The 15,884-nt window shown below is 74.8% G+C and carries 15 protein-coding genes; 8 read left to right on the top strand and 7 right to left on the bottom strand.

Annotation, left to right across the window (positions count from 1 at the left end; all coding sequences use genetic code 11):
* The first annotated feature begins 10 nt into the window (after positions 1–10).
* Positions 11–595, top strand: coding sequence for a hypothetical protein (locus tag ACQPYX_RS23250; RefSeq protein WP_433799637.1), 585 nt, complete (start codon positions 11–13; stop codon positions 593–595).
* A gap of 67 nt (positions 596–662) precedes the next feature.
* On the opposite strand, the gene ACQPYX_RS23245 is transcribed toward ACQPYX_RS23250, so the two are convergent.
* Positions 663–2,036 (bottom strand): FAD-binding oxidoreductase, encoded by a 1,374-nt coding sequence (locus ACQPYX_RS23245; protein ID WP_433799636.1) that lies wholly within the window; start codon positions 2,034–2,036, stop codon positions 663–665.
* A 72-nt stretch (positions 2,037–2,108) separates the two neighbouring features.
* On the opposite strand from ACQPYX_RS23245, the gene ACQPYX_RS23240 reads away from it, so the two are divergent.
* Positions 2,109–3,359 carry a CoA transferase gene (locus tag ACQPYX_RS23240; protein WP_433799635.1) on the top strand — a complete coding sequence of 417 codons (1,251 nt, stop codon included), beginning with the start codon at positions 2,109–2,111 and terminating at the stop codon, positions 3,357–3,359.
* Between the two features lie 60 nt (positions 3,360–3,419).
* Here ACQPYX_RS23240 and ACQPYX_RS23235 read toward each other — a convergent pair whose 3' ends face one another.
* Positions 3,420–5,288: a glycoside hydrolase family 15 protein gene (locus ACQPYX_RS23235; protein ID WP_433799634.1), complete on the bottom strand. Its 1,869-nt coding sequence runs from the start codon at positions 5,286–5,288 to the stop codon at positions 3,420–3,422.
* A 63-nt stretch (positions 5,289–5,351) separates the two neighbouring features.
* Here ACQPYX_RS23235 and ACQPYX_RS23230 point away from each other — a divergent pair, with 63 nt between their 5' ends.
* Positions 5,352–6,137, top strand: coding sequence for a siderophore-interacting protein (locus ACQPYX_RS23230; protein WP_433799633.1), 786 nt, complete (start codon positions 5,352–5,354; stop codon positions 6,135–6,137).
* Positions 6,138–6,701: 564 nt separating this feature from the next.
* Here ACQPYX_RS23230 and ACQPYX_RS23225 read toward each other — a convergent pair.
* From ACQPYX_RS23225 to ACQPYX_RS23215, 3 genes are read right to left on the bottom strand one after another with little or no spacing between them, the layout of a single operon-like run.
* Positions 6,702–7,553: an alpha/beta fold hydrolase gene (locus tag ACQPYX_RS23225; protein WP_433799632.1), complete on the bottom strand. Its 852-nt coding sequence runs from the start codon at positions 7,551–7,553 to the stop codon at positions 6,702–6,704.
* Positions 7,554–7,571: 18 nt separating this feature from the next.
* Positions 7,572–7,955 carry a hypothetical protein gene (locus ACQPYX_RS23220; RefSeq protein ID WP_433799631.1) on the bottom strand — a complete coding sequence of 128 codons (384 nt, stop codon included), beginning with the start codon at positions 7,953–7,955 and terminating at the stop codon, positions 7,572–7,574.
* On the bottom strand, positions 7,948–8,319 hold the full coding sequence (locus ACQPYX_RS23215; protein WP_433799630.1) for a hypothetical protein: 372 nt from the start codon (positions 8,317–8,319) through the stop codon (positions 7,948–7,950). The genes ACQPYX_RS23220 and ACQPYX_RS23215 overlap by 8 nt, the downstream gene beginning before the upstream one ends.
* Before the next feature lie 44 nt (positions 8,320–8,363).
* On the opposite strand from ACQPYX_RS23215, the gene ACQPYX_RS23210 reads away from it, so the two are divergent.
* Together ACQPYX_RS23210 and ACQPYX_RS23205 are read left to right on the top strand one after the other, a co-directional pair.
* Positions 8,364–10,037: a P-loop domain-containing protein gene (locus ACQPYX_RS23210; protein ID WP_433799629.1), complete on the top strand. Its 1,674-nt coding sequence runs from the start codon at positions 8,364–8,366 to the stop codon at positions 10,035–10,037.
* A 132-nt stretch (positions 10,038–10,169) separates the two neighbouring features.
* The gene (locus ACQPYX_RS23205) at positions 10,170–10,352 is read left to right on the top strand and encodes a hypothetical protein (RefSeq protein ID WP_433799628.1); all 183 of its coding nucleotides are present in this window, start codon (positions 10,170–10,172) and stop codon (positions 10,350–10,352) included.
* Positions 10,353–10,391: 39 nt separating this feature from the next.
* Here the strand turns inward: ACQPYX_RS23205 and ACQPYX_RS23200 are convergent, their stop codons facing one another.
* Entirely contained in the window at positions 10,392–11,207 is an 816-nt protein-coding gene (locus ACQPYX_RS23200; protein WP_433799627.1) for an IclR family transcriptional regulator, read from the bottom strand.
* Positions 11,208–11,269: 62 nt separating this feature from the next.
* Between ACQPYX_RS23200 and ACQPYX_RS23195 the strand changes: the two genes are divergently transcribed.
* Genes ACQPYX_RS23195 through ACQPYX_RS23185 form a run of 3 tightly spaced genes read left to right on the top strand, consistent with a single transcriptional unit; the run spans position 11,270 to position 14,718 of the window.
* Positions 11,270–12,133 (top strand): amidohydrolase family protein, encoded by an 864-nt coding sequence (locus tag ACQPYX_RS23195; RefSeq protein ID WP_433799626.1) that lies wholly within the window; start codon positions 11,270–11,272, stop codon positions 12,131–12,133.
* 60 nt (positions 12,134–12,193) lie between these two features.
* A complete protein-coding gene (locus tag ACQPYX_RS23190) occupies positions 12,194–13,417 on the top strand; it encodes a cytochrome P450 (RefSeq protein ID WP_433799625.1) in 1,224 nt (407 codons plus the stop codon).
* Positions 13,414–14,718 (top strand): MFS transporter, encoded by a 1,305-nt coding sequence (locus tag ACQPYX_RS23185; protein ID WP_433799624.1) that lies wholly within the window; start codon positions 13,414–13,416, stop codon positions 14,716–14,718. Before ACQPYX_RS23190 ends, ACQPYX_RS23185 begins: the two co-directional genes overlap by 4 nt.
* Here ACQPYX_RS23185 and ACQPYX_RS23180 read toward each other — a convergent pair.
* The gene (locus tag ACQPYX_RS23180) at positions 14,688–15,878 is read right to left on the bottom strand and encodes a CaiB/BaiF CoA transferase family protein (protein WP_433799623.1); all 1,191 of its coding nucleotides are present in this window, start codon (positions 15,876–15,878) and stop codon (positions 14,688–14,690) included. The genes ACQPYX_RS23185 and ACQPYX_RS23180 overlap by 31 nt on opposite strands.
* Positions 15,879–15,884: the final 6 nt, after the last annotated feature.

Raw genomic sequence — 15,884 nt, 5'->3', positions numbered from 1 at the left:
AGGAGCCGCCGTGCAGATCGTCTACAGCTTCACCCGCCTCGCCGTCGTCGTCCGGCGGTGGTTCGAGATCGGGCCGGACGCGACGATGGAGCACGGGACCCGCGTGGAGCTGCGGCTGCTCGAGCCGCAGGAGCACCGGGGGACCGAGTCGGCCGCGCAGCGGCTGGTCGTCGACGAGGCGGTGTGGCGGGCCGACCTGTTCGACCGGCTGGACCGTCCGGCGGGCTCCTTCTCGGCGGCGCACCACCACCCGACGTTCGACGGCGTGGAGCCCTCGGACCGGGTGTGGTCCGACGCGCTGACCGCCGACCCGTGGGGCTGGCTCGCCGCGCAGCTCGCCGACGTCGAGGGCCTGCTGCGGGCCGGGGGCGTCGACCCCGCGCTGGCCGCTGACGACGCCGACGACCTCCGTGAGCAGGTGCCGCACATCGTCGCCGCCGCGCGCCGGTTCGGGCCCGAGGACCCGATGACGCGCGACGGGGACTTCCGGCTGACCCGCGACGCCGCCGAGCGGGTCCGCCGCATGCTCGACCTGATCGACGCCCCCGACGCGCAGGTCCTCGAGCACCTCGGCCCCTGGCTCGCGCAGCGCTGAGCCGCCCCCTCCCGGTGGCAGGAAAGCGTCGTTGCTGTCACCGGACGACAGCAACGACGCTTTCCTGTCATGACGGGGGGACGCCGCACCCCGGGTTGAGCAGCCCGTCCGGGTCGAGCGCGGTCCGGACCCGGGCCATCACGGCCAGCGCTCCGGGGTCGCCGAGCTCCGCCAGCGCGGCGGCCTTGGCGCGCCCCACGCCGTGCTCGCCGGAGACCGCCCCGCCCAGCGCCACGCCCACCGCGAGGATCTCGTGCAGCGTCTTCTCCAGCGCGTCGGCGTCCGGCTGGAACACCGCGAAGTGCACGTTCCCGTCGCCCGCGTGCCCGCAGCCGAGCACCCGCGACCCGTGCGCCGCCCCGATCTCCCGCGAGCGGCCGATGAACTCCGCCATCGCCGAGCGCGGCACCACGACGTCGACGATCTCGTCCGCGCCGCGCGCCTTGATCGTCCAGAACGTCTGCTCGCGGGCCTCCACGAGCCGGCGGGCCGAGCCCTCGGGGAGGGCGTAGACGTCGGGCGCGCCGAGGGACGTGAGCAGCTCGCCGAGCTCGGCGAGGTCCTCGTCGACCCGGTCCTCGCGGCGCCCCACCAGCTCGACGACGAGGTAGGCGTCGGCGGCCGCGCGGACCTCGTCGGGGATGCCCAGCGACAGGTCGGCGGCGGCGCAGATCGCGTCCATCGTCGGGTCGTCGAGGTACTCGCACAGCGCCGGCGCGAGGCCCGAGCCGACGACGCGGGCCACCGCGGCGGTCGTCGTCGGGAGGTCGGGGAACGGCGCGAGCACGGTGCGGCGCACCGGCAGGTGCGGCTGCAGCCGGACGGTCACCTCGGTGACCAGCGCCAACGTGCCCTCGGAGCCGGTCAGCAGCTGCACGACGTCGTAGCCCGACGACACCTTCGCCAGCCGCCCGCCGGCCCGCACCACGGTCCCGTCGGCGAGGACGGCCTCGAGCCCGACGACGTGCGCGCGCGTCACGCCGTAGCGCACCGCGTGCATCCCGCCGGCGTTCGTCGCGACCGTCCCGCCCAGCGACGCGCTCTGCTCGCCGGGCCGCACCGGGTAGGTCAGGCCGTGCTCGCGGGCGGCGGCGTCGAGCTGCGCGAGGGTCACCCCGGGGCCGACGACCGCGACGTGGTCGACGTCGTCGATCGCCACGTCGTCGAGCCGGTCCAGGCAGACCACCACGGCCCCGTCGGGCGCGTTCGCCCCGCCGGAGAGCCCGGTGCCCGACCCGCGTGCCACGATCGGCGTCCCGCTCGTCCGGCACGCGGCCACGATCCCGACGACCTCGTCGGTGCTGCCCGGGCGCACGACGAACGCCGGCGTCCCGTGCGGCACCGCGAGCGACTCGTCGTGGGCGTCGTCGGGGGCCTCGGCCCCGGCGCGGACGTGCGCGGCGCCGACGACCTCGACGAGCCGGCGCTCCAGGTCACTCATGGGCGCCCATCCTCGTGCAAGCAAAGCGTCACTGCTTGCATCCAGTGCCAGGAAAGCCACATCGTCGCCGTCATGTGGGACGCGGCCCTGCACGACCTCTGGCGCCATCTCGACACCGACCTCCCCGCCCCGGAACCGCGCTGGACCGGCGACTCCACCGGCCTCGCCTGCCCGCTTCCCGTCGAGGCGCTCGCCCTCGGCGCCGTCGCCACTGCCGCCGGTGCCGCCGGACACCGCACGCCGGAGATCGACCTCGCCCGCGTCGGCAGCTCCTTCCGCGCCGACCAGCTGCTGCGCATCGACGGCACCACGCCGGGCGGCTTCGCGCCGCTCTCCGGGTTCTGGCCGGCGGCCGACGGCTGGGTCCGCACCCACGCGAACTACCCCCACCACCGCGCCCGGCTCCTCGAGGCGTTGGGCGTTCCCGACGAGGAGGTGGGGGCGGCGATCGCCGCGCGTCCGGCGCTCGAGGTGGAGGAGCGCGTCGTCGGGACGGGCGGCATCGCGGTGGCCGTCCGGGACCGGTCGACGTGGGCGGCGACCGAGCAGGGCCGGGCCGTCGCGTCCGAGCCGCTCATCGGCGTGCGCCGCGTCGGGGCGACCATCCCGGACGTCAGGACGGCCCGGGTGCTGGACCTGACCCGCGTCATCGCCGGTCCCGTCGCGACCCGGACCCTGGCCCGGTTCGGCGCCGACGTGCTGCGGGTCGACCCGCCGTCGATGCCGGAGCTGCCGGCGCAGCACGTCGACACCGGGCTCGGGAAGCGCACGACGGTCCTCGACGCGGCCGACCCGCGGCTGCGCGAGCTGGCGGACACCGCGGACGTCGTCGTGACCGGCTACCGCCCCGGCGCGCTGGACCGCCACGGCCTCGGGGCGGAGGACCTGCTCGCGCGGCGGCCGGGGCTCGTCGTCGTGCAGCTCGACGCCTGGGGCTGGACCGGGCCGTGGGCGGGGCGGCGCGGGTTCGACTCGATCGTGCAGGCGGCGAGCGGGATCGCCGTCGCGTGCGGGACCGACGGGCGACCCGGCGCGCTGCCCGCGCAGGCGCTCGACCACGCGGCCGGGTACCTCGTCGCGGCGTCCGCGCTGCTCGGGCTCGCGGAGCGGTCGACGCGCGGCGGGTCGATCCGCGAGCTCGCCCTGGCGCGCACGGCGGAGTGGCTGTGGCGGCACCCGGAGCTGGTCACCGCGGCGCCTCCGGTCGAGCCGGTGCGCCAACGGCTCGGAGCGGTCGAGCTGCCGCCGCCGGTGTTCGGCGGCCAGTGGTCGGCGCCGGCGCACGAGCTGGGCGCCGACGCGCCGGAGTGGTCACCCCGATGACAGGAAAGCGTCGTTGCTGTCGTCTGATGACAGCAACGACGCTTTCCTGCCACAGCAGCCTCACCGCCGCGCCGCCCGCTTCTCGGCGCGCACGATGTTCATCACCGCCTGGATCAGTCCGAGGTGCGTGAACGCCTGCGGGAAGTTGCCCAGGTGTCGCCCGGAGTGCGGGTCGATCTCCTCGGCGTAGAGGTGCAGCGACGACGCGGAGCCCAGCAGCTTCTCGCACAGCGCGGTCGCCCGGTCCACCTCGCCGATCACCGCCAGCGCCGACACGAGGGCGAACGAGCAGATCGTGAACGTGCCCTCCTCGCCGGAGAGCCCGTCGTCGGTGTCCTCGACGAGGTAGCGCAGCACGAGGTCGTCCTGCGTGAGCTCGTCGGCGATCGCGAGGACGGTCGCCCGGCACCGCGGGTCGTCGGGGGAGAGGAAGCCGACGATCGGCATGAGCAGCAGCGACGCGTCCAGCGCGGTCGTCGCGTAGTGCTGGCAGAGGACGCCGCGGTCGTCGACCGCGTGCGCGAGCACGTCCTCGCGGATCTCCTCGGCCGCGCGCCGCCAGCGGTCCTCGCGCTTCTCGTCGCCGCGCAGGGCCGCGAGCCGGGCCCCGCGGTCGGCGGCCAGCCAGCACGCGATCTTCGACGTGGTGAAGTGCTGCGGCTCGCCGCGCACCTCCCACGGCCCCCGGTCGGGACCGCGCCAGTGCTCCAGCGCCGCCTCGACCTGCGTGACGACGATCGACCACAGCCGGTCGTCGAGCCGGTCGCGGCTGCGCACGTACTGGTAGATCGCGCCGACCGCCGCACCCCAGACGTCGTGCTGCGCCTGGTCGTAGGCGCCGTTCCCGATCCGCACGGGGTAGGCGCCCTCGTACCCGTCGAGGTGGGCGAGCACCTCCTCGTCGAGCTGCGCACGACCGTCGACGCCGTACATGATCTGCAGGTGCCCGGCCGCGGCCTCGGCGGCTTCAGCGACGAAGTAGAAGAAGTCGTTGGCCTCCCAGTCGAAGCCCAGGGCGTACAGCGCCCACAGGGCGAGCGCCGAGTCACGGATCCAGCTGTAGCGGTAGTCCCAGTTCCGCTCGCCGCCGGGCGTCTCGGGCAGGGACGTCGTCGCCGCGGCCGCGATCGCGCCGGTCGGTGCGAACGTCAGCCCCTTGAGCGTCAGCGCCGACCGCTGCAGGTAGGGCAGCCAACGGTGGTCGGGGAAGTCGCCGCGGTCGAGCCAGTGCCGCCAGTGGTGCTCGGTCCAGGTGAGCCGTTCGAGGGCCTCGTCGACGTTGCCCGGTGGCGCGTGCTCGCTCCACGACAGCGCGACGAACCGCCACTCGCCCTCCTTGAGCAGCGTCCGCGACGTGGCGAGCGAGCCCTCGAAGCCGATGTTCGTGTCGGTAGTCAGCAGCAGCTCCGACCCGCCGCCGGACGCGCGGGCCGCGCGGTAACCGCCGTCGGGATAGCTCCAGTGGGCGGGCTCGCGGCCGTAGTCGAAGACCGGCGCGCACTCCATCCGCAGCTGCACCTGCCCGGACAGGCAGCGGGCGACGCGGAGCAGGACGTGGTCGGCGTCGTAGTCGGTGGGGGCGCGCCGGTGCGACCCCGAGCGCTCCGTGTCGTGGTGCCACGGCCCCATGAGCAGGACGTCGAGGACCTGCAGCCAGCCCGACCGCGTGCACCACGTCGTCTCCAGCACCATCGTCCCGGGCACGTAGCGGCGGGCGGCCGGGACGTCCGCCCCGTCGGGGTGCAGCCGGAAGGTGCCCGCGTCGCGGTCGAGGATCGCCCCGAACACGCTCGGCGAGTCCATCCGTGGCAGGCACAGCCACTCGACGGCGCCGTTCGGGGCGACCAGCGCGGTCGTCTCGCAGTCGGAGAGGAAGCCGTAGTCGGCGATCGGCGGGAAGGCGCTCCCGGCCCGCGGCTCGACGTTCATGGCGGGAGGATGCCTCGCCGTGGCCGACCCGTCGCGCTGCGTCACCGATTACGGTGACCCGACATGGTCGTCCGCAATGCTCCCGTGATCTCCCCGCAGGCCCACGACGACGTCGAGCCGGTGCGGGTCGAGGTCCTCGGCTGGGAGGACCTGACGCCGCGGATGCGGCGCGTCCGGTTCGCGGGCGACGTCGACGGCCTGCCCGTCTCCGGCCCCACCGACCACGCCAAGCTCTTCTTCCCGACGACGGGCGTGGAGGCCTCGCGGCCCGAGATCGGCCCGCGGGGGCTGGTGGCTCCCGCACCCGGGCGGCCGCGTCCGTACCGGGAGTACACGCTGCGGTCGGTGGCCGACGGGGTGGTCGAGGTCGACTTCGTCCGGCACGGACACGGGCTCGCCGGGTCGTGGGTGGAGGACCCGGGCGGGGCGCTGTGGCTCTACGGCCCGCGGTCCTCGCTGCGCCACGACCCCCGCGACTGGTACCTCCTCGGCGGCGACGAGACCGCGCTGCCGGCGCTGGGTCGGTGGCTGCGGTCGTTGCCCGGGGACGCGGTCGGGACCGTGTTCGTCGAGGTCGCGGACGCCGCAGAGGAGCAGGTGCTGGAGGGGCCGGTGGGCGTGGCGGTGCACTGGCTGCACCGCGACGGCGCGGAGCCCGGGACGACGACGCTGCTCGGCGACGCGGTCGAGGGGTGGTCGCGGCCCGAGGGGGACGGCCTGGTGTGGATGGGCGCCGAGGCATCCGCGCTGCGCCCCGTGCGGCGTCGCCTGCGCGACCTGCTGCCGACCGAGTGGATCGACCTCGACGGCTACTGGCGCCGCGGCGTGGAGGGCACGGGCCTGGGCTGATCGCCGGGACACCCTGCCGTTGCGGGACGCACACGGTGGGGGCGGGTCGTGCTCGCCCGGCCGCGTGTTGCGGGGCGCACACGGTGGGGGCGGGTCGTGCTCGCCCGGCCGCGTGTTGCGGGGCGCACACGGTGGGAGAGGGCGACCTACTTCGCGTCGGGCGTTGCGCGACGCACACGGCGGAGGGCGAGGGCGCCGATCGGTCGCGAGAGGTACGTGGGGCAGGTTCTGCGGCTCCGATTCCTGCGTGGTGTGCCTCTCGCGTAAGGAGCAACGCCCGCGCGTTCGCGAGAGGTACGTGGGGCAGCTTCTGCGGCCGCGGATCCTGCGTGGTGTGCCCCTCGGGGACGGACGGGCCACCGGGTGCGCGACGCAACGCGCGAGGCGGGGTGGGTGGGCCCCGCCGGCCGTGTGTGCGACGCAACGCGCGAGGCGGGGTGGGTGGGCCCCGCCGGCCGTGTGTGCGACGCAACGCGCGAGGCGGGATGGGTGGGCCCCGCCGGCCGTGTGCGCGACGCAACGCACGACGCAGCGACGGCCCGCCCGACGCACACCGACCCGTCGTCAGGAACCCAGGACCTCGCGCAGCCGCACCGCGAACGCCTTCGCCTGGCCGGGCCACGCCTCGTCCTCGCCCGCGAACCCACCGTGATGGGACGGGAACACGACGGCCTCCGAGCCGAGGAGCGCGGCGGTCGCGCGGGCGGTGCGCGCGGTGAAGGTGTCGCCGGTCTCCTCCCCGACGGCGAGCACCACGCGGGTCGGCGCGGCCCGGAGCGCGTCGACGTCCGGCCGGTACCGGACGATCGCGAGCGAACGGTCGCTGAGGAGCGGATCGTCGCGGGAACCGTCGTCCTCGGTGGGCATCCCGAACGTCGCCGGGTCGGGCGCGGGCTGCGCGAAGTAGTCGTCGGTGAACTCGCCGGGCCAGGACGTGTAGGTCATGAACGCGGCCATGCCCGCACCCCAGCCGCGCTCGGCGTACACCCGACGGATGTCGTCGTAAGCCCGCCAGGCGGCGTCCGCGTCGGGGAGCGTGTCGATCAGCGGCGGCTCGTGGGCCACGAGGGTCGCCACGTCGTCGGGATACGCCGCGACCCACGCCAGCGCCGTCACCGCGCCGCCGCTCGACGCGAACACGTCGACGGGTCCGCCCCCGAGGGCGCCGACCAGCGCGTGCAGGTCGGCCGCCTGGGTCTCGGGCACCGCGGTGACCTCGCCGTCCGAGCGGACCGACCGGCCCATCCCGCGCGGGTCGTAGAGCACCACGCGGAGATCCGGCAGGTGCGACGCCAGGGCGTGGAAGCCGTCGGCGGCCATCGGCTGGCCGATCAGCACCAGCGGCCGCCCGTCGGCAACTCCCAGCACGTCGTAGACGAGTTCGACCCCGGGCAGCGACAGCGTGTGCGTGGTCACAAAAATACGGTAACAGGACTAGTCGGTGGAGCGGAACAACCAGAACAGGCCCAGGATCGGCAGGATCAACGGGAAGAGGCCGTAGCCGATGCCGAAGTCGGTCCAGACCGTGTCGTCGGCGAAGTCCTGCGGCGCGAGCAGCGTGAACAGCCCGATCCCGACGACGCCCACCAGCTCGATCCACACCGCGACCAGCGCGAGCCGCCGCTGCCGGCGCCCGATCGCGACCGCCGCCAGGATGTACACCGCGGCGGAGAACGCGGACAGCAGGTAGGCCAGCGGCGCGACCGAGAACTGGGTCGCGATCTGGTAGAGCGCCCGGGCGCCGGCGGAGATCGCGAACAGCACGTAGACCGCGAGCAGGACCTTGCCCGGGCCGCTGTTGAGACGCCGCTCAGACACCGGTCACCGCCCACACCTGGTAGGTCCGCAGCACGAGCACCGCGTAGGTCACGCCGGCGATGGCCAGCACCACGGAGCCGTACCGGGTCCGCTCCCCGTGGGCCAGCGCGGCCCCGATCGGCAGCACCACGACCAGCGCGATCAGGTACCCGACGATCTCCGCCACGGCGCCCGCCGAGCGCCCCGGCGACACCACGAGCAGCACGATCGCGATCACCGCCTGCACCAGGGCGAGGACCTCGAGGCCGACCAGGGCGAGCCGGTGGTGGTAGGTCGGCGCCTGGTTCACCGCGGCCGACCCGCCGCACCACAGCGCCCACGCCAGGCCCGCCACGCCGAGCACCCAGGCGAGGAGAACGATCACGCACCCCAGTATGGCCGCGCCCGGCGTCGGGCACTCTCCCGCCCATGGCCCGCCGTGATCTCGCCAGCACCCTCCGCGACCTCGACGGGCAGAGCTACGGGCGGTACCGGTCGCTGGTCGGGTCGTGGGATCTCGAGGACGGCACCCTCGAGGTCGTCCGCGCCCAGGCCGACCCGTTCGCCCCGCCGTCCCGGGTCCGCGTCACCCTCCCCGGCGCCGCTCCCGACGACCTCGCCGGCACCGCCGACCGTCGTCGCGCCCACGCCGCGTTCCTGCTCCGGCGGCTGCGTCGGCAGCTGCGCGGCACCCCGCTGCAGCTCGACGCGGGCGGCCAGGAGGTCCTCGACCGCACGGCCGGGCGGGTGCACGCCGACGGCACGGTCGTCGTCGAGCTCGGCGCCCCGCTGCCCGGGCCGAAGCGCCGCATCCTCGGGCGCGAGGCGGCGACGCTCCTGGGGGAGACGCTGCCGGCCGCGGTGGCCACGCTGCGCTGGGAGGCCCTTCCCGACGACGAGCGCGCGGCGGCCCGGGCCTTCGCCGCCACCGTCGAGGACGCCGTGGCCCTGCGGGCCGCCCTCGCCGGCCACGGACTCGTCGCCTTCGTCGCCGACGGCGCCGTGCTGCCGCGGCGCACCGGGATCGACGACCGTCCACTGGAGCGCGCGACGCCGTTCGCGGCCCCCGAGGGCCTCCGGGTGACCCTGACGACGCCGAACGCGGGGCCCGTCGTCGGGATGGGGATCCCGGAGGGCGTGACGCTGATCGTCGGCGGCGGCTACCACGGGAAGTCGACGCTGCTGCGGGCGATCGAGGCGGGCGTGCACGACCACGGGCCCGGGGACGGGCGCGAGCAGGTCGTCGCGCGCGCCGACGCGGTGAAGGTGCGCGCGGAGGACGGGCGCAGCGTCGTGCGCAGCGACGTGTCGGCCTTCGTCTCGCACCTGCCCTCGGGGGAGCCGACCGACGACTTCTCGACGACGAACGCGTCCGGCTCGACCAGCCAGGCCGCCTCGATGGTTGAGGCGGTCGAGGCCGGGGCGGGCGTGCTGCTGGTCGACGAGGACACCTCGGCGACCAACATGATGATCCGCGACGCCCGGATGCAGCAGCTCATCGCGACCGAGCCGCTCGTGCCGTTCGTGGAGCGCATCCGGCCGCTGCACGCCGAGCGCGGGGTGTCGTCGGTGCTGGTCATGGGCGGGTCGGGCGACTACCTGGGCGTGGCCGACACGGTGATCATGATGTCGTCCTACGTCGCGAGCGAGGTGACCGCGCGAGCGCACGAGATCGCCGCGTCGACGCCGGGGCGGACCGAGGAGCACTCCGGGTTCCCCGCCGTCGCCGCGCGGGTGGTCGACCCGGCATCGGTGGACCCCTCCGGCCGACAGGGCAAGCGGCGCATCACCGCCCGCGGGACCGACACGCTGACCTTCGGCGAGGACGACGTCGACCTGTCCGCCGTGGAACAGGTCGTCGACCGTTCGCAGGTCACCGGCATCGGCCGGGCGATGGCGCTGCTCGGCGACCACGTGCTGGACGGCGGGATCACGCTGGCCGAGGCGCTGGACCTCGTCGACGCGCAGATCGAGCGGGAGGGGGTGGAGGCGTTGCGCGACGGCCCGCGCGACCCGGCCGACCTCGCCCTGCCGCGTCGGCACGAGATCGCGGCCGCGCTCAACCGGCTCCGGTCGTTGCGGGTCCGCGCTCTGCAGCGGTGAGAAACGGACACTCCGTACTCGTACGACCCGATTCGATTGCGCTCAACGGGTGATGACCGACCGGTAGGGCGCAACCGTGTGGAACTCTGAGCGACATCGGGGGGCCGAGGAGGAGCGCGAAGGGGGCGGGTCGTGAGCACGATGCCGATCGAGGTCGCGGACACCGTGGACGTCACCGCCGGCATGACCGACGCCGAGCAGCGGTGGGCGTTCTACCGGTCGGCGATGGCGGCCTGGGCGGAGACGGCCGGGCGTGCGCCCGTCCCCTCGCCGCGCACCTCGCCCGAGGACACCCTGCGTCGCGCTCCTCGGTAGGGGCGCGGCGCAGCGGTCAGCCGGCGAGCCGGCCGGCGTTCACCCCACGCGGAGCGGGCGCTCCACCGGGCGCACCGGGGTCTTCCCGACGACGCCTGCGGCAGCCTCGCCGTGGCCCGCGGCCTCCAGGGCGCGCCGGATGCGGGCCGCCACCGCGGTGAGAAGGGCGGGCAGCTCACCCGGCCCCGTGCCGTCGTCCCGGACGACGAGGCTGAGCGCGGCGGCCACGTCGCCGCGCCGGTCGTGCACGGGCACCGCGACCGCCATGGCGTCGTCGGTGATCTGCCCGCGGAGCACCGCGACCCCGTCGCGCCGGACCTGGGCGAGGCGCACCCGGAGCAGCGCGGGGTCGACCTGCGTGCGCGCGGTGTAGCGGGCGAGCGGACGCGCGAGGACCTCGTCGACCTCCGCGGGATCGGCGTGGGCGAGCAGCACGATCCCGGTGCCCGTGGCGTGCAGCGGCCAGCGGTCGCCCACGCGGCTGGAGACCTGGGCGGTGCGGCGCGACCGCAACGCCTCGACGTAGACCACCTCGTGCCCGTCGCGCACGCCCAGGTGGACGTTGCCACCCGTGACGCGGTGCAGGTCGTCGAGATGGGGGAACGCGATCTCGCGCAGACCGAGGCCGCGCGGGGCGAGGGCGGAGAGCTCGAGCAGGCGCAGGCCGACCGAGAAGCGGCCGTCCTCGCCGCGCTCGAGGGCGCCCCAGGCCTGCAGCTCGCCGACGAGCCGGTGGGTCGTCGAGAGCGACAGGCCGGCGCGGCGCCCGATCTCGGAGAGGCTCAGCGCGCGGTGATCGGGCCCGAAGGCGCCGAGCACGTCGAGGACGCGGCTCGCGGCGGTGCGGTGGGGCATCCCTCCGATGTCATCACACTGGAGAGGTGGATCACAAGGTTCCTTGATGATGGGGTGGGGTCATGAACCTCGACGCCCTGGACGCCGTCGACGTGCACGTGCACGTCGAGGCCGACGCGCACGGCCACTGCTCGCTCGACCCCGAGCTGCTCGACGCGTCCGCCGGCTACTTCAAGGCCGGCGAGAACCGGACCCCGACGGTCGAGGACATCGCGGCCTACTACCGCGAGCGGAACACCGCCGCGGTCGTGTTCACCGTCGACGCCACGAGCGCCACCGGCCACCCGGCGCTGTCCAGCGAGGAGATCGCCGACCGCGCCGCCGCGCACGCCGACGTGCTCATCCCGTTCGGCTCGGTCGACCCGCACGGCGGGGCGGCGTCGGTCCGGCGCATCCGCTCGCTCGTCGCCGACCACGGCGTGCGGGGCTTCAAGTTCCACCCGAGCCTGCAGGGCTTCGAGCCCCACGACCGGCGGTTCTACCCGCTCTACGAGGCGATCACCGAGCTCGGCGTGCCGGTCGTGTTCCACACCGGCCAGACCGGCATCGGCGCCGGGCTGCCGGGCGGGCGCGGCATCAAGCTGCGCTACTCCGATCCGATGCTGCTCGACGACGTCGCGGCGGACTTCGCCGAGCTGACGATCGTCATGGCCCACCCCAGCGTGCCGTGGCAGGACGCGGCCATCTCGATCGCGACGCACAAGGCGAACGTGTACATCGACCTCTCCGGGTGGTCCCCGAAGTACTTCCCGCCGCAGCTCGTGCGGGCCGCGGGGCGGTGGTTGTCGGACAAGGTCCTCTTCGGTTCCGACTACCCGGTGCTCACCCCGGACCGCTGGCGCCGGGACTTCGCGACGCTGGATCTCCCGGACGAGGTGCGCCCCCGCATCCTCAAGGACAACGCCCGCCGGCTGCTGGGGATCTGACTTCCGCCTGACGGAGACCCGCTTGTCCGGTTCGGCCCGGTGCGGGCAGGTTGCGGAGCCGTGCTCAGCGTCGACGCGCCCGTGCTCGACGTCGACCCGTTCGCGCTCGACGTCCTCGCCGACCCGCTGCCCGCCGACACCGCGATCCGCGAGACGGCGCCGGCGGTGTTCCTGCCCGCCCACCGGGTGTTCGCCACCGGGCGGTACGCGCACGTGGCGGCCGCCTTCCGCGACGCGGCGACGTTCTCGTCGGCCGCCGGCACCGGGCTCGCCGACATCCGGCGCGGCGCGGGCTGGCGGCCGCCGAGCGTCCTGCTCGACACCGACCCGCCCGAGCACGACGCCGCCCGCCGCGTGATGAACCGGGTCCTCTCCCCGCGCGCCCTGGCCGGGCTGGAGGTGCGGTTCGCGGTGGTCGCGGCGGAGCTCGTCGACGAGGCCTGCGCGGCCGAGGAGATCGACGCGGCCGGGATCGCGGAGCGGTTCCCGCTGACGGTGCTCCCGGACGCGGTCGGCATGGCGCCCGAGGGGCGCGATCACCTCCTGCCCTACGCGGCGCTGAACTTCGAGTCGATGGGCCCGCCCGGCGTGCTGCGGGACGCCGCCGAGCAGGGCGCGGCGAGCGGGGCGGGGGAGTGGTCGACCGCCCGCGAGTACGTCACCTGGCAGATGCGCCGCGAGGCCCTGTCCGACGACGGGATCGGCGCGGCGATCTACGCGTTCGCCGACCGCGGCGACATCTCCGCGGCCGACGCCGGGCTGCTCGTGCGCTCGTTCCTCTCCGCCGGGATCGACACGACGGTGCTCGCGCTCGCCTCGGTGCTCCACGAGCTCGCCCGCCGCCCGGAGGTCTGGGCCCTGCTGCGCGCCGACCCGTCCCGCGTGCGCGGGGTGTTCGAGGAGGGCATGCGGCTGCACACCCCGAGCCCGGTGATCGGCCGCACGACGACGCGCGCCGTGGACCTCGACGGCGTCACCGTGCCCGCGGACGCCCGGCTGCTGCTCTGCCTCGGCGCCGCCAACCGCGATCCCCGCCGTTTCGACGACCCGGACGCCTTCGACCCGGTCCGGACGGCCGGTGCGGTGACCTTCGGCGCCGGGGTCCACAACTGCGTCGGCCAGGCCATCGCCCGGCTCGAGGCACAGGCGTTGCTCGGCGGGCTCGTGCGCCGCGTCGAGCGGATCGAGCCGGCCGGGGAGTCCGTCCCCCGGCTGTCCAACTGGCTGCGCGGGTTCGCGTCCGTCCCCGTCCGTCTCGTCCCGTCGTCGAAGGAGGCGCCATGAAGGCCCGGACCAGCACCGGAACGTCGTCGGGAACGGATCCCCGCAAGGTCGCGCTCGCGAGCCTCGTCGGCACCAGCATCGAGTGGTACGACTTCTACATCTACGGGCTCGCGGCCGTCACCGTGTTCGCCCCGCAGTTCTTTCCGGGCTCCTCGCCGCTCGCGGGCAGCCTCGCCGCGTTCGGCACGTTCGCGGTCGGGTTCATCGCCCGGCCGATCGGCGGCGTGCTGTTCGGGCACCTCGGTGACCGCGTGGGCCGCCGGAACACCCTGGTGATCACGCTCGTGACGATGGGCGTCGCGACGTTCCTCATCGGCCTGCTGCCCTCCTACGCCACGATCGGCGTCGCCGCGCCGGTGCTGCTCGTGGTGTTGCGGCTGGTGCAGGGCTTCGCGGTCGGCGGCGAGTGGGGCGGCGCGGTGCTGCTCTCCACCGAGCACGCACCGGGCGGGCGGCGGGGGTTCTACGGCAGCTTCCCGCAGCTCGGCGTCCCGATCGGACTGATCGCCTCGAACGCGGTCTTCCTCGTCCTGACGGCGGGTCTGTCGCCCGAGGCGTTCTCCTCCTGGGGCTGGCGGGTGCCGTTCCTCGCCTCGGCGCTGCTCGTGATCGTCGGGCTGTGGGTCCGCCTGCAGGTCTCGGAGTCCTCCGAGTTCGAGGCCGCGAAGGACCGCTCGATGGTGCTGCCGATCGCCGGCGTGCTGCGCCACCACCTGCCGCAGGTGCTGTGCGGGATCGCGCTGTTCACGGGCATCACCGGCGTCGGCTACATGGCCGCGACGTTCTCCATCCAGTACGGCGCGAGCGCCTACGGGATGCCCCGGACCGGGCTCATCGCGGTCGTCCTCGTGGTCGCCGTGCTCGAGGTGCCGATCATCCTGTGGTTCTCCTCCGCGGCCGACCGCTGGGGCCTGTCCCGCACGATCCTCGGCGGCGCGATCGCCACCGCCGTCGTCATGGCCGTGTTCCTGCCCCTGCTCGCCTCGGCCTCACTCGCGCTCACCGCGATCGCCGTCGCGGGCGCCCGGTGGGCGTCGGCGCCGATGTGGGGGCCGTCCGGGGCGCTGGCCGCGCAGGCCTACCCGCCGGAGGTGCGCTACAGCGGCGCCTCGGTCGGCTACCAGCTCGGCTCGATCACCGGCGGCGCGCTCGCCCCGATCCTGACGACGCTGCTGCTGGCCAGTCCGCTGGGCATGGTCGGGGCGTCGGTCTACCTCGTCGCGATCGTCGTGCTGTCGGGCCTCGGCGCCGTGCTCGCCGCCCGCCTCATTCAGAAGCGGTCGATCTCGGCGTCGGTGTAGCCGAGCTCGCGCAGCACCTCGGCGGTGTGCTGGCCCATCGTCGGCGGCGGGGAGGTCGGGGCCGGCGGGGTCGCGGCCTCGCCGGAGACCTGCACGGGGAACCCGGTGCCGACGTAGGTCCCCACACCGGGCTGCTCCATCGTCACGTGGTGGCCGCGCTCGTGCGACCACGGGTCGGCGTAGAGGTCGTCGAGCGTGTTGATCGGGCCGCACGGGACGCCCGTCGCCCCGAAGCGCTCCGCCCAGTGGGCGACCGGCTGCGTCGTCATCACCCCCTCGACGAGCGCCATCAGCTCGTCGCGGTTCTCCGAGCGGGCGGCGTTGGAGGCGAAGCGCGGGTCGGCGACGAGGTCGTCGAGGCCGAGCACGCCGCAGAACCGCGCCCACAGCCGCTCGCTGCCGACGGCCACGACGAGCGTGCCGTCCGCGCAGTCCATCGGCTGGTAGGGCACGACGGTCGGGTGCGCCACGCCGAGCCGGCGCGCCCGCCGCTCGTCGTGGAAGACGGCCTGCGCGGCGTAGGTGTGCCACACGGTCTGCGCGTCGAGCAGGGAGACGTCGAGGTACTGGCCGCGGCCGGTGGTGTGCCGGGCCTGCAGGGCCATGAGCACGCCGACGATCGCCCACGTCCCGGCGTTGAGGTCCGCGACGGGCAGCCCGATCTTGGTCGGCGGCCCGTCCGGCTGCCCGGTGAGGCTCATGATCCCGCCCATCGCCTGGGCCAGGACGTCGTAGCCGGGCTTGTCGCGGTACGGCCCGGTCTGCCCGAACCCGGAGATCGCCAGGTGGATCAGCCGCTCGTTGCGGGCGCTCAGGGTCGCGTAGTCGAGGCCCCAGCGCTCGAGCGTGCCGGGGCGGAAGTTCTCGACGAGGACGTCGGCCCGGTCGGCGAGCCGGAGCGCGACCTCCTGGCCCTGCTCGGTCGACAGGTCGAGCACGATGCCGCGCTTGTTGCGGTTGGTCGACAGGTAGTACAGCGACTGCCGGTGCTCGTCGTCGCCGAGGAACGGCGGGCCCCAGCCGCGCGTGTCGTCGCCGTTCGGGGGTTCGACCTTGATCACGTCGGCGCCCATCTCGCCCAGCCACTGGGTGGCGAAGGGGCCCGCCAGGACCCGGGAGAGGTCGAGGACACGGATGCCGTCCAGGGGGCGCACGATCACCGACCC

The organism is Actinomycetospora sp. CA-084318 (assembly GCF_050955885.1).
Lineage (GTDB): Bacteria > Actinomycetota > Actinomycetes > Mycobacteriales > Pseudonocardiaceae > Actinomycetospora.
This window is presented reverse-complemented; position numbering and strand designations above follow the sequence as displayed.